This window comes from Nesterenkonia rhizosphaerae, from assembly GCF_039544555.1.
Lineage (GTDB): Bacteria > Actinomycetota > Actinomycetes > Actinomycetales > Micrococcaceae > Nesterenkonia > Nesterenkonia rhizosphaerae.
This window is the reverse complement of record NZ_BAABLW010000001.1, coordinates 225153-248745: the sequence shown is the minus strand read 5'-3', so window position 1 is coordinate 248745 and position 23593 is coordinate 225153. Positions and strand designations below refer to the sequence as shown.

Annotated in this window: 17 protein-coding genes; 9 read left to right on the top strand and 8 right to left on the bottom strand. The window is 63.9% G+C overall.

All coding sequences use genetic code 11. The annotated features are described in order from the left end of the window. Positions 1–63 precede the first annotated feature (63 nt). Entirely contained in the window at positions 64–771 is a 708-nt protein-coding gene (locus ABEA23_RS01075) for an ABC transporter ATP-binding protein (RefSeq protein ID WP_345476281.1), read from the top strand. Continuing rightward, positions 768–2072, top strand: coding sequence for an FtsX-like permease family protein (locus ABEA23_RS01070; protein ID WP_345476280.1), 1305 nt, complete (start codon positions 768–770; stop codon positions 2070–2072). The genes ABEA23_RS01075 and ABEA23_RS01070 overlap by 4 nt, the downstream gene beginning before the upstream one ends. 75 nt (positions 2073–2147) lie before the next feature. Here the strand turns inward: ABEA23_RS01070 and ABEA23_RS01065 are convergent, their stop codons facing one another. From ABEA23_RS01065 to ABEA23_RS01045, 5 genes are read right to left on the bottom strand one after another with little or no spacing between them, the layout of a single operon-like run. After that, positions 2148–3152, bottom strand: coding sequence for a sugar phosphate isomerase/epimerase family protein (locus tag ABEA23_RS01065; protein WP_345476279.1), 1005 nt, complete (start codon positions 3150–3152; stop codon positions 2148–2150). Between the two features lie 18 nt (positions 3153–3170). Then, positions 3171–4364 (bottom strand): Gfo/Idh/MocA family protein, encoded by a 1194-nt coding sequence (locus tag ABEA23_RS01060; protein WP_345476278.1) that lies wholly within the window; start codon positions 4362–4364, stop codon positions 3171–3173. A gap of 8 nt (positions 4365–4372) precedes the next feature. Further along, the gene (locus ABEA23_RS01055) at positions 4373–5431 is read right to left on the bottom strand and encodes a substrate-binding domain-containing protein (RefSeq protein WP_345476277.1); all 1059 of its coding nucleotides are present in this window, start codon (positions 5429–5431) and stop codon (positions 4373–4375) included. 49 nt (positions 5432–5480) lie between these two features. Beyond that, positions 5481–6605, bottom strand: a complete 1125-nt coding sequence (locus ABEA23_RS01050; RefSeq protein ID WP_345476276.1) for an ABC transporter permease — start codon at positions 6603–6605, stop codon at positions 5481–5483. Beyond that, complete coding sequence (locus ABEA23_RS01045) at positions 6602–8122, bottom strand: sugar ABC transporter ATP-binding protein (RefSeq protein ID WP_345476275.1); 1521 nt, start codon at positions 8120–8122, stop codon at positions 6602–6604. Before ABEA23_RS01045 ends, ABEA23_RS01050 begins: the two co-directional genes overlap by 4 nt. 101 nt (positions 8123–8223) lie before the next feature. Between ABEA23_RS01045 and ABEA23_RS01040 the strand changes: the two genes are divergently transcribed. From ABEA23_RS01040 to hemL, 4 genes are all read left to right on the top strand, one after another. Further along, a complete protein-coding gene (locus ABEA23_RS01040; protein ID WP_345476274.1) occupies positions 8224–9462 on the top strand; it encodes an ROK family protein in 1239 nt (412 codons plus the stop codon). 73 nt (positions 9463–9535) lie between these two features. Next, on the top strand, positions 9536–10297 hold the full coding sequence (locus ABEA23_RS01035) for a uroporphyrinogen-III synthase (RefSeq protein ID WP_345476273.1): 762 nt from the start codon (positions 9536–9538) through the stop codon (positions 10295–10297). Between the two features lie 56 nt (positions 10298–10353). Next, the gene (gene hemB / locus ABEA23_RS01030) at positions 10354–11445 is read left to right on the top strand and encodes a porphobilinogen synthase (protein ID WP_345476272.1); all 1092 of its coding nucleotides are present in this window, start codon (positions 10354–10356) and stop codon (positions 11443–11445) included. A 74-nt stretch (positions 11446–11519) separates the two neighbouring features. After that, positions 11520–12830, top strand: a complete 1311-nt coding sequence (hemL, locus tag ABEA23_RS01025; protein WP_345476271.1) for a glutamate-1-semialdehyde 2,1-aminomutase — start codon at positions 11520–11522, stop codon at positions 12828–12830. A gap of 51 nt (positions 12831–12881) precedes the next feature. Here hemL and ABEA23_RS01020 read toward each other — a convergent pair whose 3' ends face one another. Together ABEA23_RS01020 and ABEA23_RS01015 are read right to left on the bottom strand one after the other, a co-directional pair. Further along, the gene (locus ABEA23_RS01020; protein WP_345476270.1) at positions 12882–13106 is read right to left on the bottom strand and encodes a hypothetical protein; all 225 of its coding nucleotides are present in this window, start codon (positions 13104–13106) and stop codon (positions 12882–12884) included. Positions 13107–13190: 84 nt separating this feature from the next. Further along, complete coding sequence (locus ABEA23_RS01015; protein ID WP_345476269.1) at positions 13191–13931, bottom strand: 3'-5' exonuclease; 741 nt, start codon at positions 13929–13931, stop codon at positions 13191–13193. A gap of 94 nt (positions 13932–14025) precedes the next feature. Between ABEA23_RS01015 and ABEA23_RS01010 the strand changes: the two genes are divergently transcribed. The 3 genes from ABEA23_RS01010 to ABEA23_RS01000 are packed head-to-tail and all read left to right on the top strand — an operon-like array spanning position 14026 to position 22140. Beyond that, entirely contained in the window at positions 14026–17790 is a 3765-nt protein-coding gene (locus ABEA23_RS01010; RefSeq protein WP_345476268.1) for a UvrD-helicase domain-containing protein, read from the top strand. After that, positions 17787–21683, top strand: coding sequence for an ATP-dependent helicase (locus ABEA23_RS01005; RefSeq protein WP_345476267.1), 3897 nt, complete (start codon positions 17787–17789; stop codon positions 21681–21683). Before ABEA23_RS01010 ends, ABEA23_RS01005 begins: the two co-directional genes overlap by 4 nt. A gap of 10 nt (positions 21684–21693) precedes the next feature. After that, positions 21694–22140, top strand: a complete 447-nt coding sequence (locus ABEA23_RS01000; RefSeq protein WP_345476266.1) for a hypothetical protein — start codon at positions 21694–21696, stop codon at positions 22138–22140. A 9-nt stretch (positions 22141–22149) separates the two neighbouring features. On the opposite strand, the gene ABEA23_RS00995 is transcribed toward ABEA23_RS01000, so the two are convergent. After that, positions 22150–23478, bottom strand: coding sequence for an MFS transporter (locus ABEA23_RS00995; RefSeq protein WP_345476265.1), 1329 nt, complete (start codon positions 23476–23478; stop codon positions 22150–22152). Positions 23479–23593: the final 115 nt, after the last annotated feature.

The window sequence follows — 23593 nt, the reverse complement described above, 5'->3', positions numbered from 1 at the left end:
CTGAGGCCAGGTTCAGCCTCCACGCCGATGTATTGAGCAGGGGTTTCGCGGGACTCTGGAGATATGACCCACCCTGTCCTCATCGCAGAGAATCTCACCAAGACCTACGGATCAGCTACAGCTCTCCACCATGCATCCTTGACCGTGCACGCCGGAGAGTCGGTGGCCATTATGGGGCCCTCCGGATCAGGCAAGACCACGCTGATGCACGTCCTCTCCGGAATCCTGACCCCAGACCAGGGCCAAGTGCGGATGCTGGCTGGAGGACACGACGTCGTCGTCTCGTCCCTGTCCGCAGAAAAGCGCGCCCGATTACGTCGTCGGCACATTGGCTTCGTCTTCCAAGAAGGCCTGCTGCTGCCGGAACTCACCGCACGGGAGAACGTGGCGGTGGCGCTGATGATGTCCGGTGCCACCCGGGCTCACGCCGAAACCACCGCTGATGGTTGGCTCCAGCACCTTGGCCTGGCTGGTATGGAGGACCGACGCCCTGCCGAACTCTCCGGTGGGCAGGCCCAGCGGGTAGCCATTGCTCGCGCCCAGGTGGCCAGCCCGGATGTGGTCTTCGCCGATGAACCCACTGGTGCCCTGGACTCGACCACCTCAGCCAGCGTGCTGGATGCGCTGCTGGACTCCACCGTTGGTCGCGGTGCACCGCTGGTGATGGTGACCCATGACCCCGCCGTGGCAGCTCGTTGCACGCGGCTGATCCGGTTGGCCGATGGTCAGATTATTGAAGATTCCGCCGCAGTGTCGGGAGCTCCCCGATGATCCGCCTCTTTCTAGGAAAACTCTTTCAAGAACACAGTATCTGGCTGCTGCCGGTGGCCGCCTTCACACTGACCAGCGGTATCGCGTTCATGGTCATCGGAGGCTCGATGTTCTTCTTCACCATGGAGAACCCCGAAGCTGAGTTCTACGCAATTCTGGCCGCCTTGGCCCTGGTGCTGCTTGCCGTACCGATGTTCTCCCTGATGACTTCCGCAGCCCGGCTGATGGCACGACGTCGCGATGAACGCCTCTCCAGTCTGCGGCTGATCGGCGCCTCCACCGCACAGCTGCGCCGACTGGCAGTTGCCGAAGCGGCCGTTCTCGCCCTGGCCGGCCTTCTGGGAGGCTCACTGCTCTACACCGCCCTGATGCCGGCAGTCGGCCTACTGCCATTCGGCGGTTCTCCTATGGGAGTCCAGGGACTCTGGATGGGACTCGACATATGGGCGCTGTCCTTCCTGGGACTGCTGGCGGCGGCCACCGCTGCTGCTCTGCTGGGGATGCGCCGGATCCAGGTGACGCCTCTTGGAGTGCGGACCCTGCAAAGCCCGGCTCGTGTCCACTGGGTCCGAGTAGTGCTGGCCGTACTCGGTGTGATCGCAGCGCAGGTCCTGGCGCGATTGAGCGGCTTCGGCAGTGTGGCCATGGCGGTGACCGTCTCGCTGATCGCAGTAGCTGTGCCGCTGGTGGTGGTCCAGGTGGTGGGGCCGTGGGTGCTGAAAGTGGTGACCCGGCGGCACCTGAAGAAGGCCCGCAGCGTGGAACGGCTGATTGCCGCCCGCAGCGTCCTGGAATCTCCACAGCAGATGTGGAAGCAGATCGGCGGGGTGTCCATCACCACATACGTGGGCGTCATCGCAGGCTGTGGACTCGGCATTTTCGCTGCCGGCGACGGCGGGGTGAGCACTCAGGAGCAGATCCTGATGGCAGATGTGCAGCGCGGTGTGTGGTTGACACTGGCGGTGGCCTTCCTGATGGCTGCCTGCTCAGTGGGCGTGAACCAGACCGCGCAGGTTCTGGATCGCAAACATCTCTACTCCTCATTGACCAAAATGGGGATGGACGTTCAACAGCTGCAGCGCATCCGCACCCTGTCAGTGATGCGCTCACTGGGCATAGTGGTGACCATTGCCCTGATCACCGCAGCGGTGACAGCATTCCCGATTATCGGTATCGCGGTGGTGACAGCCCCGGCCACAGTCGTCACCGCGCTGGTGGTGCTGGGACTGGGCATGCTGGCGGTCTACGCCGGTGCCCAGGTCACCCGGCCCACTATGCGCCGGGTCGCCTTCGCCCACTAGCCACCACTGATGGGCTGCCCGCCGCAAGAGGGCCGGACAGCCCATCAGTGGTGATCCCAAGAGGTGAAGGTTGCCTCAGCGAGTGGAGAACGCGGCGTCGAAGGCCGCCTCAGAAGGTTCGAAGGCGTGGGTACGGACGAACTCCAGGGCCTGGGGCGCGCCCACCAGACGGTCCATTCCTGCGTCCTCCCACTCCACTGACAACGGGCCCTGATAACCGATGGCGTTGAGCATCCGGAAGGCATCCTCCCAGGGAACGTCTCCGCGACCGGTGGAGATAAAATCCCAGCCCCGCCGCGGGTCCGCCCAGCTCAGATGCGAAGAGAGCCGTCCGCTGCGCCCATCAGTCAGTCGCTTCTTCGTGTCCTTGCAGTGCACGTGGTAGATCCGGTCCTGGAAATCCCAGAGGAACCCCACCGGGTCGATGTCCTGCCACACCATATGGGAAGGATCCCAGTTCAGCCCGAAAGCCTCACGGTGGCCGATGGCTTCCAGCGCTCGCACCGTGGTCCAGTAGTCATAGGCTATTTCCGAGGGGTGTACCTCATGAGCGAAGCGCACCCCCACCTCGTCGAAAACATCCAGAATAGGGTTCCAGCGCTCAGCGAAGTCCCGGTAGCCGGCCTCGATGAGGTCCTCGGAGACGGGCGGGAACATCGCCACGTACTTCCATATAGCAGACCCGGTAAAACCGGTGACCGTTCGCACCCCAAGCCGAGCCGCAGCATGGGCAGTGGCCTTGAGCTCCTCCGCTGCGCGCTGACGGACCCCTTCAGCCTCGCCATCTCCCCAAATCCGGTCCGGCAGGATGTCCCGGTGACGGGCATCAATAGGGTCATCGCAGACAGCCTGACCCTTTAAGTGGTTGGAGATGGCGTAGACGCTCAGACCGTTGCGCTCCAGGATGTCCAGCCTGTCCTGCACATACGCGTCATCCTCGGCAGCACGCCAGGGATCCAGGTGATCTCCCCAGCAGGCAATCTCCAGGCCGTCATAGCCCCACTCGCCGGCTCGTCTGGCCACTTCCTCAAAGGGCAGATCAGCCCATTGGCCGGTAAAAAGCGTGACTGGACGTGGCATAGCTTTACTCTCCATTCCTCAGACAGCGGTATTTGAGGGCACTTCGGTCCATCTGTTTCCCGAATCACTGGAGCGTTCGACGGCGTCCAGGACACGTTGGACATGCAGACCTTGGGCGAAACTGGGCTCGGGGTTCTCCCCATTAGCGACGGCGCGGATAAGGTCCACTGCCTGGTGGGTGAAACCGTGCTCGTAACCCAGCCCATGACCTGGAGGCCACCAGGCCTCCAGGAACGGATGATCCGGCTCGGTGACCAACACCCTGCGGAATCCTGCGGTGCGCGCCGGTTCTTCAGCGTCGAAGAGCTCAAGGACGTTCATGTCCTCGAAGTCAAAGGCCAAGGCACCTATGGAGCCGGTGACTTCAATGCGCATCGCATTCTTCCGACCCCACGCGAACCGGGAAGCCTCCAGGATCACCGGAGCCCCTGAGGAGAGACGGCCGGTGACGAATGCGGCGTCATCCACAGTGACTGGACCGCGCTGAGAACCGGCACTGGCGCGCAGCCCGTCAGCGGTCTCCGCCACGGGGCGCTCGTGGACGAAGGTCTGCAGCATTCCGGAGACCCCGGCAAAGCGTTGACCCGTGAGGAAGCAGGTCAGATCCACAATATGAGCGCCAATATCTCCCAGCGCCCCGGACCCGGCCTTGGACTTATCCAACCGCCAGGTCAGAGGTGCGTCCGGGTCAGCCAGCCAATCCTGCAGATACTGCGCACGGACCTGCCGGACAGTGCCGATACGTCCCTCTGCGATCAGCTGCTGCGCCAACTGCAGAGCCGGTACCCGCCGGTAGGTGAAGCCCACCATGGACCGCACGCCGCGCGAAGCAGCTTCACGCGCGGCGGCGGTCATAGCCTCAGCCTCATGTACCGAGTTCGCTAGCGGCTTCTCCACCAGCACGTGCTTACCTGCTTGCAGCGCAGCTTCGGCGATCTCCGCGTGACTGTCTCCAGGTGTGCAGATATCCACCAGATCTACATCGTCACGTTCGATCACCCTGCGCCAGTCGGTCTCAGCTGCCGCCCAGCCCAGTGTGTGAGCTGCGGCTGTGACCCGCTCCGGTGAACGCCCTGCTACAACGGTGAGCTCCGGTTCCAGTGGCAGGTCAAAGAACCGAGGTGCAGTGCGCCATGCGTGAGAGTGGGCCCGGCCCATGAAGGCGTAGCCGATCATGGCGATGCCCAGTCTTGGCTTCGGTGTCTGAACCATCTGCGGGCCTAGGATTCAAAGGCCGAGTCGATGTACTGATCCACATTGTCTGCGGTGACCACCGGGGCGTAGAGCTGAATTTCCCGGGGAACCTCCACCTGGACCAGGTCACCCATGGCGCGGCCCTGGGCCAGCAGGCGGGCGAGTCGAATGCCATCTGCTGCCTGGGTGGACGGGTAGATCACGGTGGCTTCAACTACAGATTCCCCGGACTCGATCTCACGCATCATATTGGCTGACCCGGCACCGCCGACCATGAAGAACTCGTCGCGTCCGGCATTCTCAATAGCAGCCAGGACGCCCACACCCTGGTCGTCGTCGTGATTCCAGATCGCGTCAATCTCCGGGGCGGCCTGCAGCAGGTTGGAGGCCGCAGCCTCGCCTCCTTGCACGGTGAAGTCGGCAGCGACACGGTTCGAGACTTCCAAGTCGCAGTCAGAGAGCGCATCCTCAAAGCCCTGGCTGCGTTCCTGGGTCAGCGGCAGTGAATCGATGCCGGCAATCTCGGCGACGACGGCATCGGGGGTGTCTGCTAGCCGTTCACAGATGTAGGTGCCGGCGGAGACGCCCATGCCGTAGTTATCACCGAGGATGGTGGTCCGGGCGGCGAACGGGCTGGAGAATTCGCGGTCGACGTTGACCACCGGAATGCCGGCGTTCATCGCTTCGATTGCGACCTCAGTCAGCGCCGCGCCGTCGAAGGGCAGCACCACAATGGCGTCGACCTCGTCATTGATGAACTGTTCCACCTGGCTGATCTGCAGGTTCACGTCATCGGTGCCTTCGGAGACGCGCAGGTCCACGTCTTCGAACTCATCGCCCTGTGCCTGTGCGGCCTGGGTAATGGCGCCCATCCAGCCGTGACCGGCGGCGGGCCCTGAGAAGCCGATGACAACGTCATCACCGGGCTCTGCGTTATCGCCTGCGGGAGCTGCCGCGGGAGCTTCGGCATCGTCGTCGGCATTAACAGTGTCAGGGTCATTGGACAGGCAACCGGTGAGCAGCAGCGCGGTGGTGCCTAGTGCTGCTGCTGAGAGCCACCACTGTGAGGTGCGAGAGCGGGACATGATTCCTCCTTGAATCGGATATGAAGTGGGTCAAGCATTGAACGGGGAGTCAGGTGCGCCGTCGTGCGCCTTGGCGCTCGCGGGCAAATCGCTGCTGCAGAAGCACAGCGAGGACGAGGATGGCGCCACGGGCCAGTGCCTGCACGGACTGGTCGAGGTTGTTCTGGACGAAGACGTTGGTGAGCACCGCAAAGACCAGGACGCCTAGAACTGTGCCGACGATGCTGCCGCGGCCGCCGGCCAGCAGCGTGCCACCGATGACGACGGCGGCGATGGCATCAAGTTCGTAGAGGTAGCCGTTGGTGGAGGTGCCGGCGGTGGTGCGGCTGAGCATCAGCACAGCGGCGATTCCGGCGCACAGGCCAGCGAGAGCGAAGACCATCACCTGGTGTCGCTGAACCTTGATGCCGGCCAACCGGGCCGCCTCTGGGTTGCCTCCGATGGCCACTGTGCGGCGGCCGAATGTGGTGCGGTTGAGCAGGAACCACCCGGCCACTGCTACAGCGGCGAAGAGCCAGACGATCACCGGAATGCCGAGGAACTCACCGCGGAAGGTGGCGAGGAAATCCCGGTTGTTGACGATCTGGGTGCGTCGGCCTGAGATCACTTCGGCGAAGCCGCGTGCCGCCACGAGCATGGCGAGGGTCGCAATGAAGGACACCACTTTGCCGTAGGCGATGATGATGCCGTTGATCAGGCCCGCACCTGCACCCACAGCCAGGGCGGTGAAGACGATGACCGACCAGTGGGTATCGGCAGCCAGGGCTTGGGTGCCCAGCGTGGTGGCCCAGACGGTCGCCAGTCCCATCACGGAGCCCACGGAGAGGTCGATGCCCCCGGAGGTGATCACGAAGGTCACCCCGATGCTGATCACCCCGACCACCGCGGCCTGACGCAGAATCACCATCAGGTTGTCGAGGCTGAGGAACCGGTCCCCACCGGTGATCACGCCAATGGCAATCAGTGCAGCCAGTGCTAGGACCAGGCCGAGGCTGTGGCCCAGGCTCAGTTTTGTGCCGCTGCTGGTCTTCTCCGCAGCCTCTGGTTGCTGGCTGAGGTCGCGGCCGACGTCGGGTTCTGTGGAGCTGGGCTGTGTGGCGCCGGGGTGTGTGGTGTTGGGATCTGTGGTGCTGGTGCGGCCCGCAGTAGTTTCAGCGGAGTTCTCAGTGCTCATGAGTGGGTTCCTTCCATGACCAGGTCGAGCACTTTGTGCTCATCGATTTCGGCCGCAGGTCCCTGATGAACCACCCGGCCCTCCGCCACCACCAGCACCCGGTCTGCCAGACCGAGGACTTCTTCGATTTCGCTGGAGACCAGAAGCACCGCAGTGCCCTGGCGGGTGAGTTCACGGATCAGTGCATAGATATCTGCTCGGGCGCCGACGTCGACGCCGCGGGTCGGCTCATCCAGCAGCAGGATCCGACAGCCGTGGACCAGCCAGCGGGCCAGCATGGCCTTCTGCTGATTGCCGCCGGAGAGGGTGCGGATGGGGCGCTGCACATCCGCCGGCGAGAGCTGCAGAGCTTCGGCCTTCTGCTGGGCGGCCTGTGCCTCACCGCGCTCGTTGAGCAGGCCACCGCGGGAGAAGCGCGAGAAGCTGGAGAGTGTGATGTTGCGGTAGATCGGTTCATTCAGCAGCAGCCCCTGGCTTTTACGCTCCTCAGGGGCTAGGCCCATCCCGCTGCGCACCGCGTCGCTTATAGAACCCGCCCGCAGGGGGCGTCCTGCCACCCGCACGGTGCCGCTGCTGCGCCGTCGTGCTCCGTAGACCGCCTCAAGAATCTCAGAGCGGCCGGCGCCGACGAGTCCGGCAAGTCCGACCACCTCTCCAGGGCTGACGGTGAAGCTGACCGGCTCAGCTATCCCTTCGGCAGTGAGGTCCTCGACCTCCAGGATCGGCTCGTCCTGAGTGGGGCCGCTGGGCGCGCCGCCAAAATTGGTGACGACTTCCCGGCCGGTCATTAAGGAGATCAACTCGCTGGTGGGAGTCTCGGACACCGGCAGGCCCGTGGCTACGGTCCTGCCGTCTTTCAGTACGGTGATGCGGTCACCGATCTGGCGGATCTCCTCCAACCGGTGGGAGATGTACACGATAGCCACCCCCTGCTCAGTCAGGGAGTGGACTACCCGGAAGAGGTTCTCCACTTCTTCAGGGTCCAGGACGGCGGAGGGTTCATCCATGATGATCAGCTGAGCGTCATAGGAGAGCGCCCGCGCCATGGAGACCACCTGTTTGCCTGCAGCCGGTAGGCGGCCAACCTCTCGGTTCGGCGGGATCTCTGGATGCCCTAGCCGGCGCATGAGCTCGCGGGTGCGCCGGTGAGCTTCCTGACGGCGCAGGACCCCGCCCGCGGAGAGTTCATGGCCGAGGAAGATGTTCTCAGCGACAGTGAGGCCATCTACGACGTCGAGTTCTTGATACATCGCGGCGACGCCTAGCTCCAGAGCAGCTTGGGTGGAGCCGATGCGTACGGTCTCTCCGCGCCAGCTGATCTGCCCGGCATCGGGCTGGTGCGCTCCCGCGAGAACCTTGATCAGCGTGGATTTGCCGGCGCCGTTCTGGCCCAGTAGGCAGTGCACCTCTCCGGCCCGGATATCGAGGTCCACGCCGTCGAGCGCCTTGGCGCCGGGGAAGTGCTTGATGATCCCCGTCATGCGGAGCAGCTCGGGATGCGAGCTTTCTGTGATCATGATCACACTGTAGATCTACTTTTGACGAGTGGCAAGCAAAAGTTCCAAGGAATGTGTCAGATGTTGCCGTTTCTCCTGTCAGAAGTGATTTACTGTCCTCTATGTCCCCCCTGACAGTCGGTGAGAAGGCAGGGCTCGGGGTACCCCCTCGGGGTGCCTTGCCCAGCAGCCCGGGCGCACTTTTTCAGCTGCTGCGCGATGGCGTTCCGCGCACCAAAGCAGACCTTGCAGCAGAGACAGGCTTCGCCCGGTCCACTATCGCGACACGCGTGGAGGAACTGCTGGCCTCCGAGTTGGTGACACCCGCCGGTGAAAGCACCTCCACCGGTGGACGGCCACCGGCAACATTCGCCTTCAACCCCGCAGCGCGCTGTGTGCTGGCGGTGGATCTGGGCGGTACCCACGCGCGCATTGCAGTCACCAATCTCTTCAGTGAGGTCTTGGCCGAAGAGGAGCAGGAGCTGGCCATTGCGCTGGGACCGGCCACAGTGCTCGACGCCGTCTGTGCCACCGGAGAACGGCTGCTGGCCCAGACCGAGATGGGCCACGAGCAGCTGATCGGCATCGGCATCGGCCTGCCGGGGCCGGTGGAGTTCGCCACCGGACGTCCGGTCAGCCCGCCGATCATGCCCGGCTGGGACGGCTTCGATGTGCCCGGCTATCTGCGTCAGACCTTTGATGTGCCCATCCTTGTGGACAATGACGTCAATGCCATGGCGCTGGGGGAGCACCACCTGATTTACCCCGACGTCGCCAACATGATGTTCGTCAAGATCGGCACCGGCATCGGCGCCGGAATCATCAGCGATGCTCAACTGCAGCACGGTGCCCAGGGCGCGGCTGGGGACTTGGGGCATGTGGCAGTGCCCGATGGCGACCAGACCCCGTGTACCTGTGGCAACCGTGGATGTCTGGAAGCGGTGGCTTCTGGTCCGGCGATCGCCGCCTACCTGCGCAGCCAGGGCGTGGAAGTGCCGAACCTTTCGGCGCTGCTGCAGCTGGTCCGGGACGGGCACCCTGAGGCGATCCAGGCCACGCGCGGGGCGGGCCGCCAGGTAGGGGCGGTGCTGGCCAGCTGTGTGAATCTGCTGAACCCTTCGGTGATCGTCATCGGTGGCCTGGTCTCCACCGCCGGCGAGCATTTCCTGGCAGGCATCAGGGAAACGGTGTACTCGCGATCGCTGCCGCTGGCCACCCAGCATCTGCGAATTCTCGGCACACTCACCAGCGGACGCGCCGGGATGCTGGGTGCATCCGCCCTGGTGACAGCACATACGCTCTCCGCTGAGCATGTGAACTTACTGCTTGCCGGTACCAGCGCCGCCGGCCAAGGAAGCTGAGAACCTCAATAGGCAAAGTGCGCTCCGAGACAAAGAAGCTCAGTAGCCATAGCGGCTCAGTAGGCTTAGGGCTATGCCGCTGATCCTCACCCGTCATCCCGCCCAGTCCGGCGATCTTGAAGCACGGCTGCGGCAGGCGGGGGTGCAGATTCGGTTCATGGCGCTGACCGCACAGGTGCTGCCAGTGAACACCGCGGAGCTGACGACGGCGGCCGAGCAGCTCAGCGCGGGGGAGTTCGACTGGGTGCTTTTCACCAGTGGGGCCACCGTGCGGGCCTTGCTGGCTGCGGGCTGGTCCGGTGAGGTTCCGGCCCACACTCAGGTGGGCGTCGTCGGACCAGGGACGGCCGGGGTGCTTGAATCGCTCACCGGGATTGCTGAGGTCTGGATGCCGCAGGCCGAGCACAGCGCTGCGGGAATCCTGAAGGAGCTGAACCCGCCGGTGCACGGTGGCAGGCTGCTGCTGCCGCAGTCAGCCCAAGCCCGACCGCTGCTGGTGGAGGGGCTGCGCGCTCAAGGCTGGACGGTGGTCCATGTGCAGGCCTATCAGACGGTTTCTGCGGAGGCTGGCCAAGCGCCGCAGGGCCGCCGGAGCATCTATCCGGCGGTGGATCCGTCGGAGTTGATGCGGCCTGAGGACTTGGGTCCCGGCGACGTCGTACTGGTCACCGCATCCTCGGCAGCGCAGGAACTGCTGCCACGACTGCAACAGGATGGCGTTCGACTGCTGGCCATTGGGGAGCCCACCGCAGCAACGTTGGCCGCCGCCGGGCGACCGGCCGATGCGGTGTTGAAAGCGCCGACCGCCGACGGTGTCCTCGCTGCTCTGAACTAGTGCCCCAGCAGTGAACAGCCTCGCGGGCTGAAGCGCCCGGCACTAGACTGAATCACATGTCTTTCCCCGCCCAGCGTCCGCGCCGTCTGCGGCGCAGCCCGGCCCTCCGGCGGCTGGTGGCCGAAACCCGGTTGCACCCGGCAGACTTCATCCTTCCGCTCTTTGTCCGCGAGGGAATTGACGCCCCCGCGCCCATCAGTTCCATGCCCGGGGTCTTCCAGCACACCGAGACCAGCCTGCTTGACGCTGCCGAAGAAGCCCGTGACCTGGGACTGGGCGGCATCATGCTCTTCGGCATTCCGGCCCAGCGCGATGCCCACGGTTCAGCTGGACTGGACCCGCAGGGCATCCTGAACCGCAGTATCCGTGCGGTGAAAGAACGCGTAGGCGATGACCTTCTGGTGATGAGCGATCTCTGCCTGGATGAGTTCACCGACCACGGTCACTGCGGGGTGCTCGATGGCACCGGCAGTGTGGACAATGACCGCACCCTGGAGATCTACGCGCAGATGGGCGTAGTCCAGGCTGAGGCTGGCGCGGACGTTGTTGCTCCCTCCGGAATGATGGACGGGCAGGTCGCAGTGATCCGCCAGGCACTCGACGACGCCGGGCACCATAATGTGCCCATTCTGGCTTACGCCGCTAAATACGCTTCAGCCTTCTACGGGCCCTTCCGCGAGGCCGTGGATTCACAGCTCTCCGGCGACCGTCGCCAGTACCAGATGGATGCCACCAACCGGACCGAAGCGCTGCGCGAAGTGGAACTCGACCTCTCCGAGGGCGCGGATATGGTGATGGTCAAGCCCGCAAGCGCCTATCTGGACATCCTCTCCGATGTCGCGCAGATCAGCGACGTTCCGGTGGCCGCATACCAGGTCAGCGGTGAGTACGCGATGATCGAGGCAGCTGCGGCCAATGGCTGGGTGGACCGCCGCGCCGTGGTGCTGGAATCGCTGATCGCCATCCGCCGGGCTGGGGCGACCAATGTGCTCACCTACTATGCGGCAGAGGTGGCCCGGTGGCTGCAGAACAAGGACACCACGGCCCCGTCGTCGTCGGCACCGCATTCCTCAGTGGAGCAGCCGGAGTACCCCCGGACGGCCGACTCCCAGCCGCAGGATGACGCCGGCTACCCTCCGGTGAGCTGACCCCAACGGGCCATAAGACCCCCTAGTGACTTTCAAACGGACCTCCTACAGACCAAAAGGACTGCGCTGCTGTGATGACCACCAACCAGGACCTCTACGAGACTGCCCGCGATCTGATGCCCGGTGGGGTGAACTCCCCGGTGCGGGCCTTTGGCTCAGTCGGTGGTGTGCCGGTGTCGATGGTCGGCGGTGAGGGCGCGTACCTCACCGATGCTGAAGGTCAGCAGTACGTGGATCTTGTGGGCTCTTGGGGCCCGGCGCTGCTGGGGCATAAGCACCCGGCGGTGATTGAGGCGGTCCACCGGGCGGTTGACGCAGGGCTGGGTTTCGGCACGTCGCATCCGGCTGAGGCGAAGCTGGCACAGCTGGTGCGCCAGCGGGTTCCCGGAGCGCAGATGATCCGCATGGTCTCGACCGGCACTGAGGCGACCATGACCGCGATCCGGCTGTCCCGCGGTGCCACGGGGAAGAACATTGTGGTGAAGTTCGCCGGGTGCTACCACGGTCATTCTGACGGCCTGCTGGCTGCAGCCGGCTCCGGCGTCGCCACCTTGGGCCTGCCGGGCTCTGCCGGTGTCACTGCCGCGCAGGCCTCCGAGACCATTGTCATCGAGTACAACGATCGTTCAGCCCTGGAACAGGTTTTCGCCGAACACGGTGAGAACATCGCCGCGGTGATCACCGAGGCCACTCCGGCGAATATGGGTGTGGTGCCACCGCAGGAGGGCTTTAACGCCTTTATTCGGGAGATCACCACGCGGCACGGGGCCCTGATGATCTTTGACGAGGTCATGACTGGTTTCCGCATCACCGACGCCGGCTACTGGGGCGCATCGGGCCGAGTGGAGGGCTGGGAACCGGATATCTTCACCTTCGGCAAGGTCATCGGCGGTGGCCTGCCCACTGCTGCGCTGGCTGGCCGACGCGAGATCATGGAGCACCTGGCACCGACCGGGCCGGTCTACCACGCCGGCACCCTCTCCGGTAACCCGGTGGCCATGGCCGCAGGTATCGCGACCCTGGAGAACGCGGACGCCGCGGTCTACCAGCACATCGACGAGAAGTCCCAGGTGGTCGCTGATGCGTTGAGCGCAGCTCTCACCGACGCTGGAGTGGACCACACCCTGCAGAAGGTCGGTTCGCTGTTCTCGGTGGCCTTCGGCACATCCCAGACGGGGGTGCACAACTACGCTGAGGCCCAGGCGCAGGAGTCCTTCCGCTACGGCCCGTTCTTCCACTCCATGTTGGAGCAGGGCGTGTACTTGCCTCCGAGCGTCTTTGAGGCGTGGTTCCTCTCCGCAGCCCACGACGACGCCGCCATCGGCCGCATCTTAGAAGCGCTGCCGGCTGCCGCTGAGGCTGCCGCCCAGGCCCAGCCGGCGTAGGCGCTACTGCTGAGGACTTGAGCGACGTCGAGAAGAGGCGTTCTTCGCTCATCAGCCCAATAGCGAGCCCAGCTGCAGCAGCGGCGAAACCTCAACGAAGCTGAAGGTCCCCGAATAATCCACGTACTGGCCCCGCCACTGGCGGAAGAGCCAGAAGCCCAAAGCGAATAATGCCAGGCACACCAGCACGATCCACACCGGCAGGCCACCGCGCCTATTGCGCGGAATCTCCGGGGTGGGCTCTTCCTCCGGGTTGTAATGCGGGGTGCGGTTCATAAGGCCTCAGTCTAGGGCTCATGTGAGTCGGTGATGTTTCATTCCCGCTGCAGACTCAGGAGAACCCACCCCAGAAAGCAGAGTTCAGGCCCCGGAAACGAAAGCTGGGACAATCGGCCAGGCCGGATCTATGACGGCGTCGGGTTTGGTCCGGCGAAGGAACTCTTGGAAGTCTGCAGCCTGCTCAGCTTTCCACTGCACCTGCAGCTCATGAAGCTCCTCTGCCGGGATCTGCAGTTGCGGGTACTTCTCCGCCAGACAGCAGGCCACCTCCACACCGGCCTGGGCATCCGGAGCCGCCGAGTGGGCCTCATTAAGGAGCACCCCGTAGACCCCGCACAGATCCCCCAACCGGCGCTTGCCCCGCCGGTATTTATCGACCTGCTTATCAATGACCAGCGGGTCGATCACCGGATGCGGTTCAGGAAAGCCCACCCCGTACCGCTCAGCCTCGTGGCGCAGCACCGTGAGGTCATATGGAGCGTTCATGATGACGATGGCGGATCCGGCCTCGAACTCCTTAGTCAGCTCCACCACAATCTGCCGGATGGCCTCTGCTGCCTGCTGGCCCTCAGACCGGGCATATTCGGTGCTGATCCCATGAATCGCGGTGGTCTCCGCAGGGATCTCCACGCCCGGATCCACTAACCATTCACGAACCCGAGGGGCATCCCCTTCGGCCGGATCGAAGACCACCAGGGCAGCAGAGACGATCCGGGCCTCACTGGGAAACCGGGACGTGGTTTCAAGATCGAAGCCCACCCGACGGCGGGTGTGCCAGGACTCTGCGCTGACCGGCATCTCGAATAGTGGGGGAATTTCCATGCCCGTCACATTACCGCCCGCCACTGACACAGATGAGCTGCACAAGCAGTGTGTGCCGTCAGGGATGTCAGTGGCGCTTAGTAGTCTGATCTGCATGTCGAATTCTCCGCAGCACCAGGAGCCCGCGCTGGGCGTGGAATGGGACGCATATCAGCGGCGGGTGCTGGAACTGCTCAACGACGACGTCGGACCCACGCTTGTCTACGGGGCACCCGGCAGCGGCAAAACGGCGCTGACAGTGCGGCTCGCGGTGGATTTCATCACTGCTGGAAATGACGCGTCGCGGCTGCTGATCCTATCGCCCAGCCGCTCCGCGGCGGCCACCCTGCGCAGCCGGATTGAACGTGCCCTGGCCTCGGCGGCAGCAGAACACGGACATTTCACCGCTCAACCCTCTCGCTCGTTCTCCGCCTTCGCCTTCTGGATACTGAACCAGGCCCGAGAGTTCGGGGTCCCGGGAGCACCACTGAGCCCCCGGCTGCTGGCAGGCGCTGAACAGGACAAAGTCATCGGTGAGGAGCTGCAGAAATTCGCTGATCAGGCTGAGGATGAGAACTCCCCCTGGCACCGGCTCCAAGGTGCCTTCGAAGCCCCTAAATCACTGCGCAAACAGATTCGAGACTTCTTCGACCGCTGCCGTGAATACCAGGTCAGCGCCGCAGAGCTGAAAGCGCACAGCCCAGATGGACCCCTCGCAGGAGTCAACCGGCCAGAATGGCATGCACTCGGTGAACTCTTGGGGGCCTACTCCTCCAGACTCGAAAACGATATGCCCGGGGTCTTCGATCCCTCAGCCTTGGTGGCCGAAGCCGAGCAGATGCTCACCGGCCGCACTGCCGATGGAAACGGCCCGCGGCTGGACGATGTCCTACGCTCCCGCCTGGACCTGATTCTGGTAGATGACATCCAGGAAGCCACCCCCGGTGTATTCAGGCTGCTGCGCGCGCTGGGAATGGGGCAGAAAGTCATCGCCTTCGGCAATCCCGACGCCGCCGTCCAAGGTTTCCGCGGTGCACGTCCTGACAAGCTCGCCAACTGGACAGTGACGGCACGCGATGCCACCAGCCCGGATATGACCGGCAGCATGGCCGCTGAACTCGCTTCCGGGTCCGCATCCGTACCGGGTCGGCAGCCGCAGGTGTTGAGCCTTCCCGTCTCCTACCGGCTCTGTGGGGAGACCCTGGCCTTCTATTTCAGAACTGTTGAACGCATCGGTGCGGTGGCCACTCTGCTGCGCCGTCCCCAGGGTCTGCCAGAACCAGAAGCAACTGAGGCGGACGTGGCCCAGGCAATGCCAGCGGATACTCCTCAGCGCACCAGCAGCGTCAGCTCCGAAGTTCTCAGCAGCCACCACCTGGCCGATCAGTTCATCCTGCAGCAGGTACTTCAGGCGCGGTTCGAAGGCGTACCGTGGGGCAGAATCGCCGTCGTGGTCCGTAATGGTGAGCGCATTACCCGGCTGGGCCGGCTCTTCGCCGCCCACGGAGTACAGGTCCAGCGCTCGGTCAGCGAACTGGTGCTGCACGAGGAAGACGCAGTATGGCCACTGCTGCGGATCATGGAACACGCCGCAGCAGCCGCCCACGCTGCAGAGCCGGCGGGATCACCTGACGGTGACGTGCCGGCCCGAGAGGCTCAGACCGCAGCCGCCGAGACATCCCCGCAGCTGCTGCAGCTGCAAGACATCCTCGATCTGCTTGGAAGCGTCTACACCGGAGCCGATGCCCAGCAGATCCGCACTATCCGGCAGCTGCTCATCCGCGCTTACCGTGACCAGAATGCCACTGAAAACCTGGAACTGCCGATGCCCGCTGACAAGGATCCGGCCGTCCCCTACAGCACCTCAGACCTGCTGCTGATCCATGCAGTCCGTGACCACCCGCTGCTCGAGCAGGTTCTGGATGCTTTGGATCAGCGCAACGGGGCAGAGTCGGAGATCCTGCGGCCGCTGCTGGTGCTGCGCCAGATGGTGCGTGCCGCCACCGCCGCCCAAGCAGACCCTCAGCGCAGCAGCGCAGAGTCCGTGCTGTGGGCAGCCTGGGACGCCTCGGCGGTCGCTGAAGCCTGGCAGGAGACCGCCCTCAGCGCCGGGACCGGATCCGACCGGGCACACCGTCGCCTGGATGCCGTCATGGGGCTCTTCCAGGTCGCTCGACGGTTCCTGGGGACCGAGAGCGGAAGCGATGCCGCCGAATTTGTCGACTATGTGGAGGAACTGGACTTACCCATGGACGGGCTGGTGGATACCGGCACCGCAGAAGGCGGCGTCGAGATTCTCACCCCGGCAGCGGCGGCGGGACAAGAATTCCACACCGTCATCCTCTCTGACCTGCAGGACGGAGAATGGCCCAAAGTCCGGCCCCAGGGGGAGCTGCTGGGGGCCTCAGACCTGATCGCCGTGAAAGAAGCCGGTGCCGGTCAACCGCTGCTGGATCTGATGGCCAAGCGTCAGGAATCCCTGATGGATGAATACCGGGTCTTCGCTTCTGCGGCCTCACGGGCCAGTGATCGGCTGGTGCTGGTGGCCGTCCAGGGCGACGGCGAGGTGCCCAGCTCGCTGTACAACCTGCACCATCCAGCCACGCAGCAGGGCCCGGGCGGAAAAACCCTGAAACGACAGCCGGTCCACCAGATTCCACGGCTCATCCAGGACCGCGCACTGGTTGCTGAGCTGCGGACCACCCTTGAAACACAGCTGCGCCGGGAACAACCCCAGCAGGAGCTCGTCGCGGCAGCGGCGGCCCAACTGGCGGAGCTGGCCGCCGCCGGGGTACCAGGTGCCCATCCTGAGCAGTGGTGGGGTGCAGCGGCGTTGAGCAGCACAGATCCGATTCTGGCTGAGGACGCGCCGTTGTCCATCTCGCCCTCCGCCGTCGGCACCGCACAAGAGCAGCCTCTGCAGTGGTTCACCAGTCAGGCCGGGGGAGACCGGCCCCGGCCCTTCGCCACAGAACTGGGCACCTTCATCCATGATGAGCTGCACGAACCCCATCCCGACGCCGAAGAGGACGTCCTGCTGGCGGTGCTGGAAGAGAAATGGCCCGAATTTGTCACCACCAGAACCTGGTCCAGCGAACGGGAGAAAGCCGAAACCGTGGAACTGGTCCGCTGCCTCGGTCGGTACTACCAGAGCTTGCAGAGCAGGAAGCGGCGACGCTGGGTTGAAGAACTTCACCTGCGCCAGGAATTCGACTTAGACCTCAATGACTACCTGCCCCCAGGCAGTCCGGTACCAGCCAGGCGAAAAGCCGTGGTCTCCGGCACGGCCGACCGGATCGAGCTGCCAGCCAGCAAGGACGCACCCCAGGGGCTGTACGTGGTGGACCTGAAAACCACCAAGAATCCGCCCAAGGACGAGGACGTGTGGGACGAGTACCCGCAGATCGGGGTCTACCAGCTGATGATCGCCTCGGGTGCCGTCACCGAAGCCATCGCCCGGCGCAATGAACGCATCACGGAGCAGCTGAACGAGCCGAGTCTCACCGAAGCCGAACGCACAGCGCTGCAGCGCAAGATCATCGACCCCGCCCAGCTGGAGGGCGAAACCCTGGACCTCGCGGCAAGTGCCGGAGCCGCTCTGCTGCAGCTGCGCCGCACCAAGACCGGGGCACGTGCCAAAGACCCAGTCCAACCACAGGAAGCGCTGCGCCCGCCGCAAGGTGCAGGTCCGGACTGGTGGCAGGACAGCTGGCCCATGAACCATCTCCGCCGGGCCGCAGCAAAAATGCTGCACCCGCAGTACGAGGCCACCCACGCACCGGGAACCGGAATAGGAAGCAGCTGCTACGTCGGACCGCTGTGCCCGCTGTGCGAAGACAACAGCTCCCCAGTCCAGCGGCAGTGGAGGAGAGAACCATGAGCACAGACTTCCCCGAACTCATCAGCCCAGAAGCACTGGCAGAGAAACTCGGAACCTTCCCACCCACCCCTGAACAGATCAAAGTCATTCGCGGAGGAAAGCTTGATGACCAGGGTGTTGTCCGCGGGGGCCTGGACCCCATGCTGGTGATTGCCGGAGCTGGTTCTGGCAAGACGCAGACCATGGCCGACCGCGTGGTCTACCTGGTGGCCAACCTGGTGGTGCGCCCGGATCAGATTCTCGGTGTGACCTTCACCAATAAAGCCGCCGGTGAGCTGAAATCCCGCGTCACAGCACAATTAATGCAGCTGGTGGAGAAGGACGTCATCTCCGTAGAAGAGATTCTCAGTGGCTCGGCCTACCCCGCCGAGGACGCCGAGGAACGCCGGAAGAACGCCTCCCGCGCCGGCTTGGAAGACCTGCTCACACCGGCGGTCTCCACCTACCATTCCTACGCCAACACCTTGGTGCGCAAATATGGAGTCCATATCGGTGTTGAGCCTGAAGCGGTGCAGCTCAGCGAAGCCCACGCCTATCAGCTGGCTCGAGACATGATCGAGGGCCTCACCCCGGACCCCCAGCAGGACCCTGTGCAGGATCCTGCACAGAGCGATTCGGAAGACGCTGAACTGGTGGAATGGCTGTTGCGCAGCGGGGAGACCTCCTCTTCGCTGGCCGCCGATGTCCTCACTATGGATTCCCAGCTCTCTGAGCACCTGAAGTCCCCGCAGGAGGTCATCGAGTGGATCGCCGAGTTCCTGCGCAGCAGCGAAGCCGCCTACGGGCCGATGCCTTCCAAACCCCAGTACATCCAGGCGCTGGCTGAGACCGTGAGATTCCGCGTCGCCGTCGCCCAGCTCACCGCCCGATTCCAGGCGCTGAAGGTCCAGCACAACTACCTGGACTTCGGGGACCTGCTGGTGATGGGTGAACGTATCGCACAGCAGGCTGAAGTCCAGCGCGCTGAACGCGAGCAGTACAAGGTGGTGCTGCTTGATGAATTCCAGGACACCTCCCATGCGCAGCTGGAGATCTTCCGGCACCTCTACAGTGGTGGACACTCGGTCACAGCCGTGGGGGATCCCAACCAGTCCATCTACGGTTTCCGCGGTGCCTCGGCCGGACAGCTCTTTGTCTTCCCACGGAAGTTCCGCACCGTCAGCGGAGAGCAGGCCAACCGGCGGCTGCTCACCGTGGCCTGGCGCAATAAGCCCCGCATCCTTGCCGTAGCCAACCAGCTGATCACCCCCTTTACCTGGGATCCCAGCGGCACCGCCGAACCGCCTCGGATGACCCAGGACTGGCACCGCGGCATGAAAGCGCAGCTGCGCGAGATCACCGCTGAAGCCATTGACGACGCCCAGCGTGCCCTTCAGCAGGCCACAGAACACAACGACCCCGAGGCCCACGCCCGCTGGGACGCTGAACTGCGGCGGCTACAGGCCCAGGGTGTTCAGCTGCGGCCGGGCCCCGCCGCCCGGGGCACCACAGAGAGAGTGACACTGCGGTGGTGTGCTGACGCTCAGGCAGAAGCACAGACCCTGGCTGATGAACTTGAAGCCGCCTACCGCAGACTCGGTGGAGATATCCGTGAAGCAGGTTCCCAGACAGGCCGCCGCAGCCTGACCTCTGCAGTACTGGCCACCAAACGCAGCCTGCTCACACCGCTGGCTGCTGAACTGCATGCCCGGGGCATTCCTCATGAATTCGTCGGCCTGGCCGGGCTGCTGAGCACCCCGGAAGTCCGCGAGATCCTGGCCTATCTGCAGATCTTGGCCGACCCCGCCCGCTCAGACTCCACTATCCGGCTGCTGGCTGGCGCCCAGTTCCGTCTCGGAGTCCGGGACCTCTACCTGCTGGGCCAATACGTCTCGGGGAAAAACCGCAGGCTGCGCGGCAGCAAAGCCGAACAGGCCGAACACGCCACCCTGCTGGATGCCGTCAGGCACTACGCCGCCCACCCAGGACGTGCCCATCAGGATGGACTCAGCGATGCCGCCGTCACCAGGCTGCAGTCCTTCGTTCCCATTCTTGACGGGCTGGGACACGACGGCGCGGCCAGGCCCTCCCAAGCCATCGAACAGATCATTGCAGCCACCGGGCTGAACACTGAACTGGCGGTGAAGACAGCAGGTCGCTCCAGTGCAGACCACCAGCTGCGGATGCTTATCGACTATGCCCAACAATTCGAGTCAGAACACCAGAGCAGCAGCCTCAGCGCTTTCCTTGCCTGGCTCGACGCCGCTCAGGACCACGAAAAGGGACTGAAGCTCGCCGAAGTGGAACCGAACCCGCATGCCGTTCAGCTGATGACCATCCACGCCTCCAAGGGCCTGGAGTGGAACATCGTGGCGGTCATGGGCCTGCAGGAAGGCACTCTGCCCAATCCGGCAGATATCTCTGACCGTTGGACCAGCGACGACGGGGCGCTTCCCTCACCCATGCGCGGAGACAGCGACAGCCTCCCGCAATGGCGGGCACTGGAGCAGGGCGACTGGAAGGCTTGGGCAAAATCAGCCACCGCATCCAAGGACGAAGACATCATCCAAGGTCAGCCCTATCCGCTGGCATTGCGGGCCTTTCGCGAAGAAGAGGAGCGGCGCTTGGCCTATGTGGCGGTGACTCGTGCTGAGGATGAGCTCATCCTCACCGGGGCGCGGTTCGTCAGCACTAATAAGTCACCGCGTGAGCCTTCCCGCTACTTGCTAGAAGCCGCCGAATCCCTAGGGCTGCAACAGCAACTGCAGCAACAGATTGAAGCCGCTCAAGCGCAGGAAAGTAACGACGCCGCCCATACCTACTATGTGGCGACCTGGCCCTATGAGCATCTGGATGGCCCCCGCATCGACCGGGAGATCCGCGACGAGGAAGGGGAAGTGGTTCAGCCCAGGCAGCCCGCTGTTGCAGAGCCGACTCACCAGCAGCCTCCCAGCGCCGTCATCCGGCAGGCTGCTGAGCTGGTCACCGCCGGCCTCCACGGAAACGGAGAGCCAGAGAAGCCCGCGCCGTCGTCCTCTGCGGTTCAAGAACAGATCAGCCTCTGGAAACAAGAGGCTGACTTCATCCTGGGCCGACGCCGCATGGCCGCAGCACCCTCAGATGAACTGACCGCATCACAGCTGACCGCCACCCATCTTGTGGGACTGGCGGAGAATCCCGAACGCATCAGTCGGCAGCTGCGCCGCCCCATCCCGCAGGAGCCAAAAACCGCGCTGCGCCGCGGAACCGCAGTGCACGCCTGGCTGGAGGAACGATTCGGCAGCACTGAGAAGACACTGCCGGGGTTCGAAGACCTTGGCCTGGATGACTCCCTGGTGCAAACCTTCGAGCTGGACAGACTGCGTGAACTCTTCGCTGCGTCATCGAACCCCTGGGCTGAGCGCAACGCCTTTGATGTTGAGCTCTCCTTTGCGGTGCCCTTGGCCGGGCGGACCATCCGCGGACAGATCGACGCGATCTTCGGGCTGGCAGCAGATGGTCGGGAACTGACTGTCAATGATCGCAAGGACTGGTACGGTCGCCCCACCGCAGAACGCAACGCACTCATGCAGGAATGCAGCTGGCACCTAGTGGACTGGAAGACCGGGCGTGCTCCGCGCGGAGACAAGGATCTGGAGCATAAGCTCATCCAGCTGGCGGTGTATAAACATGCCTTCACCACCATCTTCGGTGTCGCACGAGACCAAGTAGAGGTGTCGCTGTACTACCTGGAGGAGGAGGATCCGGCCCGGCGACTTGTGACCTACCCCAGCCCTGAGCTGGCAGCACGCGGAATCACCTTCCGTGACAGCAGAGAAGACCTCGAGGCGATCTTCAGCCAGACCATCGGTTCCGCTGGCGGGCAGAAAAATGCGGGCCACACCAACGCTGCTCAGCCGCGCAGTGCGCGATAGGTTGGAACCCATGGCTGCACAGGATATCCACCAGCAATGGCTTGAGAACTACACCCGGGTGCTGACGGCCTACGGGCTGAACTATCAGGTGCGTGAATACAACGACCTGGAGATTCAGCCGGGGGATCAGCCGCGAGTGATCATCCGCAATACGGCCTCCGTGGTGCCACAGCGGGTGCATATGCTGGGGGTCATCGACCTGACCCCCAGCGAGGAGGCCATCAGCGAGTCGGCCACTGCGCCCGACCGGCTCGAGGCAGCAGAGTTCGCCGTCAAGCTCACCGATCAGATCACCCGAGTACGTGGCCGGGCCGTGACCGACCACACCGGGCAGGTTTATATGGAACTGATCTGCGTGGCAGGAGAACCCGGGCTCGTACCCACTGTGGACCAGCTTCAGGAACAGCTGCCGCAGCTGCTGGCCCTGCTGCTTCAGGCCCGCCAGAAACTGGGATAGAGCGCGGGCCTAGCTGGTGGCCGGCTCGCCATGGCGGCGGTTGAGGTACATCGCATACAGCGTGATGAGCACCCCGAGGACTGCAGCAGCAGCACCCACCATGGAGGGGGCACGAAGACCCCAGCCTGCGGCGATCACCCAGCCACCCAGCAATGCGCCGATGGCATTGGAGCCGTTAAATGCCGCGTGCTGGAAACTGGCTGCCAGCTGCGGTGCATTCGGGGCCATATCGATCAGGTGAGTCTGCATAGCCGGGCCCAAGCTGCTGGCAGCCAACCCGGAGAGGAACAGCAGGATCGGCATCAGCCACCAGATGTGGGCGAACGCGCTGAAGGCCAGCATCAGCACAGCCACCGCAAGAGCAGCACCCAGCACAGTACCCAGGACCGACTTATCGGTGAAGTAGCCGCCGATGAAGTTCCCGATCACCATGCCCAAGCCGAAGATCGCCACCACATAGGGCAGGTATTGGGCATCAATACCAGCCAGTCGGACGGTGATATGGGAGATGTAGGAGTAGACGGCGAACATTCCGCAGAAGCCGAAGACCGCCAGGATGACTCCGACCCATAGCCGCCAGGTCAGCGCACCACGGATCTCACTGCGTACTGAAGCGCCCTCAGGGGCCTCCATACGTGGAGCGAAGGTCGCCACAGCAAACCAGGTCACCAGGGCCAGAGCGGCAGCGATCATGTACATCCAGCGCCAACCGAACTCCTGACCCACCCAGGTCACCACCGGTACACCTGCCACATTGGCGATGGCAATACCGGAGAGCACCACCGCAATGGCGCGGGCACGCTTGCCCGGTCCTGCCATATGGGCCGCCATCAGTGCAGCGCAGGCGAAATACGCACCATGGGGCATACCGGAGAGGAATCGTCCGATCAGCATGGTTTCGTAGGTGGGTGCGAAGAAACTGAAGATATGGGCTGCGATGAACAGGGCAAGCAGGAACAGGCCGTAACTGCGCCGTTCGCGCTTGGCGCCCAGCAGGGACAGAATCGGGGCACCTACCACCACACCGAAGGCGTACATCGCCACCAGCGTGCCGCCCTGGGCTTCGGTGACGCCGAGATCAGCAATAGCCTCCAGCTGCAGGCCCATGATCGCGAACTCGGTCACTCCGATGGCGAATCCGCCGATAGACAGCGCAAGGATCGCCAAAGCCACCTGGCTGCGGGTCATATTGGGCCGCCCGTGAGTGGGTACCACTGGGATGGCAGCGGTCACCGTGGCCAACGGTCCGCTGACCGGGGCGTAATGGGTGTGATGGTCGTGCTCAGCGGGAGAACGCTGCTCTGTGCGCACAGGAATTTCGGCAGTGTGAGTAGCCATGTCGTATCAGTACCTGTCAGTGACGTACGGAATTAGTCAGTCTTGTGTCCGGGCAACATTGCACATGCGCAGGGAGTATAAGAACCCGAGTCTGGGTGAAACCTGAGACCTTCTC